The 7,207-nt window shown below is 73.3% G+C and carries 6 protein-coding genes; 3 read left to right on the forward strand and 3 right to left on the reverse strand.

Features of this window, described 5'->3' with window-relative positions; translation table 11 throughout:
• From PV341_RS42295 to PV341_RS42305, 3 genes are all read right to left on the reverse strand, one after another.
• Positions 1 to 1,064, reverse strand: a 1,064-nt coding sequence (locus tag PV341_RS42295) for a PAS domain-containing protein (protein WP_500360645.1), incomplete at its 3' end; no start/stop codon positions are given.
• Between the two features lie 118 nt (positions 1,065 to 1,182).
• On the reverse strand, positions 1,183 to 2,079 hold the full coding sequence (murQ, locus tag PV341_RS42300) for an N-acetylmuramic acid 6-phosphate etherase (RefSeq protein WP_500327614.1): 897 nt from the start codon (positions 2,077 to 2,079) through the stop codon (positions 1,183 to 1,185).
• 58 nt (positions 2,080 to 2,137) lie between these two features.
• A complete protein-coding gene (locus PV341_RS42305) occupies positions 2,138 to 3,088 on the reverse strand; it encodes a MurR/RpiR family transcriptional regulator (protein WP_500327613.1) in 951 nt (316 codons plus the stop codon).
• A 205-nt stretch (positions 3,089 to 3,293) separates the two neighbouring features.
• Between PV341_RS42305 and PV341_RS42310 the strand changes: the two genes are divergently transcribed.
• The 3 genes from PV341_RS42310 to PV341_RS42320 all read left to right on the forward strand — a co-directional run bounded on the left by PV341_RS42310 (position 3,294) and on the right by PV341_RS42320 (position 7,149).
• The gene (locus PV341_RS42310; RefSeq protein ID WP_500360646.1) at positions 3,294 to 4,289 is read left to right on the forward strand and encodes an N-acetylglucosamine kinase; all 996 of its coding nucleotides are present in this window, start codon (positions 3,294 to 3,296) and stop codon (positions 4,287 to 4,289) included.
• An 8-nt stretch (positions 4,290 to 4,297) separates the two neighbouring features.
• Positions 4,298 to 5,884, forward strand: coding sequence for a sodium:solute symporter (locus PV341_RS42315; RefSeq protein WP_500327611.1), 1,587 nt, complete (start codon positions 4,298 to 4,300; stop codon positions 5,882 to 5,884).
• Positions 5,885 to 5,970: 86 nt separating this feature from the next.
• On the forward strand, positions 5,971 to 7,149 hold the full coding sequence (locus PV341_RS42320; protein WP_500360647.1) for an anhydro-N-acetylmuramic acid kinase: 1,179 nt from the start codon (positions 5,971 to 5,973) through the stop codon (positions 7,147 to 7,149).
• Positions 7,150 to 7,207 lie beyond the last annotated feature (58 nt).

A 7,207-nucleotide genomic window follows, 5' to 3' on the forward strand; every position in this document is an offset into this window, starting at 1 on the left:
CGGGTCGACCTGCCGCACGAGGCCGCGGCCTCGTGCGGCAGGTCGACCCGTACGGCCCTGCGCTCGGACAGGGCACGACCGGGCAGGGACCGGCGGTCCACCACGTGCCAGGAGGGTGAGGCAGGGGGCAGCGCGCGGCCGCTCGCCGCCACGAGCCGGACCTCCACCGGGTCGCGGGAGGCCGCACCGCCGGCTCCGAGCGTCCGGGGCAGCAGATGCACCATGGCGACGTCGGCGAGGTCGGGCACCGCGAGCTCGGTGAGCTCCTGGGCCGTGCTTCCCACGTCGAGGGAGAGCCCGATGCTGCGGCGGGCGTCGTTGAGGAGGATCAGGCGCCGGCGGGCCCAGAATTCCGCGGAGTTGTCGCGTGCCATGGAGCACAGGCCCACCACGGTGCCGTCCTCGTCCCGGAGGGGGTCGATGTGGAGGGCCCATTCATGGGGCCGCTTCTCCCCGGGAACCTGCTCGTGGGTGACGACGTACTGCGTCGTTCCGGTGTCGCGGGCGCGGCGGAGCGCTTCCTCGACGGCGTAGTGCTGGCTGTCGGGGGTGAGGATCTCCGTGAGCCGGTGCCCCCGCATGCGGTCGACGCCGGCGTTGAACAGCCGGCAGGTGCGTTCGTTCGCCCACAGCAGGCGCAGTCCGGGCGACCACACGACGATGGCGGCGGACGACTGGGACCAAGCCCGCTCCAGCATGCCGCCGGCGCGGACGTCGTCCGCCGCCGGTCCGGACGGCCCGCTGACGAACCACACGGTGGAGCTGCCGTCGGCGGACGCCGGACGGATCAGCACGTCCACCTCCACGGGACGGCCCGCCTTGTCCCGGAGCACGGCCCGGTCCTCCCAGTGGCGGCCGGCCAGGCCGATCGCCAGGGTCTGGCGCGCGTCGTCGTCGGCGAGGTCCAGCGCGGGCCGGCCGATCACCTCGTCCCTGCGGTAACCGAGGATGCTCTCGGCCCCCGCGCTCCAGCCGTCGACGCGGCCCTCGGGGTCGACGGAGATGACCGCCCCCCGGTGCGCTGCCGGACTCCGGTGTGTGCCCCCCGATTCCGCTCCGTGCATCTGCAGATCGTCTCGTCCATGGCCGTGGGCAACGAGGCTCGCCTCCTCAGGGGGAGAACCGCTGCGCTGGGCGCCGGATTCCCCTGTGCTCGTGACGGGCCCGGGGCCGGGCCCGGGATCAGGCCTGGCCGGCGGCGGTGCGGGTGTCGCCGTGGGCCTGCTCGATGCGCCGGGCGGCCTCCTCGGCGGTGGCGCCGGTCAGCAGCATCACGATGGCCGTCTTGGCGTGGCCGCCCGCGGCGCTCAGGGCTTCTGCGGCGATGTCGGGGTCGGCGCCGGTGGCCTGCACGACCATGCGCCGGGCGCGGTCGACGAGCTTGTTGTTGGTGGCGCGCACGTCGACCATGAGGTTCCCGTAGACCTTGCCGAGCCTGACCATCGCGGCCGTGGAGAGCATGTTGCAGACCATCTTCTCCGCGGTGCCGCCCTTGAGCCGGGTGGAGCCGGTGAGGATCTCCGGGCCGGTGGGCACCTCGATCGGGACGTCGGCGTAGCGGCTGACGAGGGCGTCGCGGTTGCAGGCCACGGAGACGGTGACGGCGCCCCGCGTCGCGGCGTGCTTGAGGCCGCCGATGACGTACGGGGTGCGACCGCTCGCGGCGAGGCCGACGACGGTGTCCCGGTCGCCGACGCCGATCTCGTCCAGGTCGGCGATCGCCCTGGCGGGCTCGTCCTCGGCACCCTCGACGGCGACGATGAACGCGCCGGGGCCGCCGGAGAGCAGGCCCACGACCTGCTCGGGCGCGGTGCCGAAGGTCGGCGGGCACTCGACGGCGTCGAGCAGGCCGATGCGGCCGCTGGTGCCGGCACCGAGGTAGATCAGGCGGCCGCCGCGGCGCAGGGACTCGGTGATGGCCTCGACGGCGGTGCCGATCTCGGGGAGGGCCTCGCGGACGGCGAGGGCGACGGTCTGGTCCTCGGCGTTCATCACGGACAGGAGTTCGGAGACCGGCATGCGGTCCAGTTCGGCGGTCCGCTCGTTGCGGGTCTCGGTGCCGAGTGTGCTGAGGTCCACGGCGCGGTCGTCCTTTCGGTGGTGCTGGTGGTGCTGGGGTGTGGTGCGGGGCCGGCGGTCAGTCGTCCGCCGGGGTGCGGCGCTGGGGCTGCGGGCGCCTGCGGCGTTGCACGGCCCCGTAGGTCTTCTGCAGCGCCGCGGTCGTGGCGTCGTAGGAGCGCTGGGCGACGCCGACGAACAGGCAGTCGATCACAGCGAGTTGGGCGATCCGGCTGACGGTCGCGCCGGACCGGAAAGGGGTCTCGCGGGCGCAGGTGGCGAGCACCAGGTCGGCGCCGTCGGCCAGGGTGGAGCCCGGGACGTTGGTGAGGGCGATCGTGGTGGCGCCGCGTTCGGCGGCCGCCTGCAGGGGCTCGACGGTGTCCTCGGTCTCCCCGGAGTGGGAGATGGCCAGGGCCACGTCGCCGGGGCCGAGCAGGGCGGCCGCGGTCAGGGCCGCGTGGCGGTCGGTCCAGATGAACGCCATGTGGCCGATGCGGTGCAGCTTCTGGTGCAGGTCCTGGCCGACGAAGGCGCTGGCGCCGACGCCGAAGATGTCCACGCGCCGGGCGCCGGCGACGGCGTCGACGGCGCGGCCGAGCGCCTCGATGTCGAGTCCGGCCCCGGAGTCCTCCAGGGCGCGGACCTCGTTGTAGACGATCTTGTGGACGATCTGTTCGAGGGTGTCGGTGGCGCTGATGTCGGTGCCCGGGGTCGGGCGCTCGCCGCCGAGCGCGTGCTCGCGGGCGGCGGCCGCGGCCAGCGCGAGCCGCAGTTGCGGGTAGTTGCCCAGTTTCATCGTCCGGCAGAACCGCATGACCGTGGCGACCGAGGTGGTGGCCCGTTCGGCGAGGGCGCTGATGGACAGCTCCGCCGCCTGTGCCGGATCGGCCAGGACGGCCTCGGCCACCCGTCGTTCGGAGGGCGCCAGGCCCGGCAGGGCCGCGCGGATGCGCGCCAGGGTGTCGCCGCCGGTGGCGGACTCCTGGGCCGGCTGCGCGGAGGTGCGGGTCGGGTCCTGGGAGGCCATGGATGGGTTCCCTCCTGAGTGGGTGGCGTCAGCGTAACCACGCCCCGTCGGTTGCGTCAAAAATTTACGTGATGCATTTCGTGAAGTTACTTATTGACATACGGACGTCTGCCTTCCGATACTCGCTGCACCGCGATCCGCGCCGGTCACCACCCACCGTGACCACCCGACGTGCCGGATCCCGTACGACACAAGGGCGTGCCGCATGACAGCAGCAGTGGCTGTGGACCTGGGGAAGACGGGCTGCCGTGCCGTGCTCACCGGCACGGACGGCACCGTCGGACCCGTTCACGAGGTTCCGGGGGCGCCGGGACTCGCTGCCGAGGGCGGCGTCGACGCGGCGCGCGCCGCCGTGCGCGCCGCCGTCCTGCCGCTGATCGAGGGGTACGCCCCGGGCCGGCTCGCCGCCGTCTGCGTCGGCGCCGCCGGAGCGGCCGCGGCCCCGGAGGCCGCCCGCACCCTGGCCGAACTGCTCCTCCAGGACCTGCCCGCGGACGAGGTCGCCGTCACCAGTGACGCCGTCACCGCCCACGCGGGCGCCCTGGGCGGCCGTACGGGCGTGGTGCTGGCCATCGGCACCGGCTCCGTCGCCATCGGCATCGGCGAGGACGGCTCGTACGCCCGCGTCGACGGCTGGGGCCCGTGGCTCGGCGACGAGGGCAGCGGCGCGTGGATCGGGGTGACCGGCCTGCGGGCCGCACTCCGCGCCCACGACGGACGCGGCCCGGACACCGCGCTGCTGGCCGCCGCCACCCGGCGCTTCGGCGACCCGGACGCGCTGCCCGCGGCCCTCGCGGCCGGCGGCAACCCCGCCCGGACCGCGGCCTCCTTCGCCCCGGACGTGTCCCACGCCGCCGCATCGGGTGACGCCGTCGCCGGGGTGATCGTCCGGGACGCGGCCACCGCACTGGGCGAGGCCGTCCTCGCGGCCGCCGCCCGGATCACCGGGGAGGTCCTGCCCGTCACCGTCACCGGCGGGCTGACCGGCCTCGGTGAACCGCTCATGGCGCCGCTGCGCGCGATGCTGGAGGGCTCCGCGCCACCGCTGAGTCCGCGGCCCCCCCTCGGGGACCCGCTGGACGGCGCGCGCCTGCTGGCACGGGACGCCACCGTGCCGCACGAACCCCACGTCGTCCGAGTCCGCCGGACGACGTCACCCACTGTCCCCACCACGCCGGTGATCCCGCCGGCCGCTGCTTAGGAGCGAGCGTGCGCCAACTCGACCTCGTCGTGATCGTCGTCTATCTGATCGCCATCGCCTGGATCGGACTGCGACTGGCCGGACGGCAGAAAACGGCGAAGGACTACTTCGTCGGCGAAGGGCACATGCCCTGGTGGACCGTCTCCTTCTCCGTGGTGGCCACCGAGACCAGCGTGCTGACCGTCATCAGCGTGCCCGGCGGCGCCTACAGCGGGCAGGGCTTCGGCAACGTCGAACTCGCCCTCGGCTACGTCATCGGCCGCGTGGTCGTCGCCACCGTGCTGATCCCCCTGTACAAGCGCGGCGGGTTCGTCAGCGCCTACCAGTACCTGGGCAGCAGATTCGGATTGAAGCTGCAAGGACTCGCCTCGGTGACCTTCGTCTTCACCCGCCTCCTCGCCGAGGGCGTCCGCCTGTTCGCCTCCGCGATCCCGATCAAGCTGCTGCTCGACGAGTTCGGCGTGCACGCCGGTTACCGCCTGATCATCATCGTCCTCACGGTGATCACCGTCGTCTACACCTACCTCGGCGGCATCAAGGCGGTCATCTGGACCGACGCCATCCAGATGGGCCTGTACCTGGGCGGTGCCATCCTGGCCATCGCCGTGCTCTCCGGCCACGTCGGCGGCAGCGGCTTCTCCGACGCCCTGCACTCGGGCCACTTCAAGCTGTTCGACACCAACTTCGACCTGGCGCACGTCCTCACCAGCCCGTTCGCTCTGCCGACCGCGATCATCGGCGGCGCCATCTTCGCGATGGCCAGCCACGGTTCCGACCAGCTGATCGTCCAGCGCGTCCTGGCCACCCGCTCGCTGCGCGACGGCCAGAAGGCCATGATCGCCTCCGGTGTCTTCGTCACCCTCCAGTTCGCCGCCTTCTCGCTCGTCGGCGCGCTGCTGTGGTCGTACAACAAGGGCAAGAGCTTCTCCGAGCTGGGCCTGCACAGCTCCGACAACCTCTACCCGAACTTCATCCTGCACGGGCTGCCCGTGGTGATCTCCGGCCTGCTCGTGGCCGGCATCCTCGGCGCTGCGATGGGCTCGCTGTCCTCGGCCCTGAACTCCATGTCCAACTCGACGGTCGCCGACATCATCCACAGCTTCTTCCGCAGCACCCCGTCGGAGGAGTCGCTGCTCAAGCTCGCCCGGGTGATGACGCTGGTGTGGGCCGTGCTGATGGCCGTCTTCGCCTGCGCCTTCAGCACCAGCACCGGCAACGTCTACCTGACCGGCCTGACCATCGCGGGCTACACCTACGGCGCGCTGCTCGGCGCCTTCCTGCTCGGCCGGATCATCAGGCGCGCCAACGAGGTCGACGCCGTCGTCGCGTTCCTCGTCACGGTCGGCGTGATGACCTACATCGTGCGCTCGGTGAAGATCGACGTCACCGTGGCGGGCGCGACGGTGCCGACCGCCATCGCCGCCCAGTGGCTGGTGCCGATCGGCGTGCTGATCACCCTGGTCATCGGCGGTGTGATGAGCCTGTTCCACAAGGCCCCCGAGGTCCGCGAGGTGCGTGAGGTCGAGCTGACCGACGGCGGTCCCGAGTCCGGTTCCGGCTCCGGTCGTGTCGCGGCGGGCGCCGGCCTCGAGTGAGGACCCCCGGGGTGGGGGCCGTCGACGGGCGGCCCCCACCCCGGGCACCGCACGACCGCCCCGGACACCACAGTTGGGAGAAAGCCATGCGCGTGATCGGCCTGATGTCGGGCACCTCGTACGACGCCATCGAGGCGGCCGCCGCCGACCTCACCCTGGACGGCGAGACCCTGCTCATGCGGCCGCTCGGTCATCTGTCGGTGCCCTACGCCGACGACCTGCGGGACCTGATCAGCGCGACCCTGCCGCCCGCGGCGACGACCACCCAGGCCGTGTGCGCGCTGGACACCGGCATCGGCCAGGCCTTCGCCGACGCCGCGGCACGCGCGCTCGACGAGCTGTGCGCGGGCGCCGCCGACCTCGTCGTGTCCCACGGCCAGACGATGCACCACTGGGTCGAGGACGGCACCGTCCGCGGCACCCTGCAACTGGGCCAGCCGGCCTGGATCGCCGAGGCCACCGGGCTGCCGGTCGTGTCCGACCTGCGCAGCAGGGACGTGGCCGCGGGCGGCCAGGGCGCCCCGCTGGTCGGGATGACCGACACCCTGCTGCTGCGCGGGCTGCCGGGAGTGCCCGCCGCGCTCAACCTCGGCGGCATCGCCAACATCACCGTCGTCGCCCCCGGCGCCGAGCCCCTGGCCTTCGACACCGGCCCCGCCAACGCCCTGCTGGACGCGGCCGTACGCCACTTCACCGGCGGCGCCGCCGCCTACGACGCGGACGGCCGCCGCGCCGCGGCCGGACGCACCGACCCCGACCTGCTCAAGGTCCTCCTCGACGACCCCTACTACCGCAGGCCCGCACCGAAGAGCACCGGCAAGGAACTCTTCCACCTGCCGTACCTGCAGCGGGCCCTGACCGCCGTGCCCGCGCCCGGCACCGACGACGTCCTCGCCACCCTGACCAGGCTCACCGCCGTCACGGTCGCCGACGCCTGCCGGGCGCACGGGGTCACCAGCCTGGTCGTGTCCGGCGGAGGCGCCCGCAACCCGGTGCTGATGCGCATGATCGCCGAGGAACTGCCCGGCGTGACGCTGCGGCCCAGCGACGACCTGGGCCTGCCCTCCGACGCCAAGGAGGCCCTCGCCTTCGCCGTGCTCGGCTTCCTCACCGTCCACGGCCTGCCCGGCACCCTCACCTCGGGCACCGGCGCCCGCCGCGCCACGGTGCTGGGCAGCATCACCCCCGGCCTGGCCCCGCTGCGCCTGCCCGAACCCGCCGCACAGCCGCCCCGCCTGCTGCGGATCACCGACCCCGCCCACTGACCGTCCGCCGCCGCCGCGTCGTACCGTCGTACCCGAGGAACCATGAGCACCTCCGCCG

It is taken from the genome of Streptomyces sp. PA03-1a, from assembly GCF_033792805.1.
Taxonomy (GTDB): domain Bacteria; phylum Actinomycetota; class Actinomycetes; order Streptomycetales; family Streptomycetaceae; genus Actinacidiphila.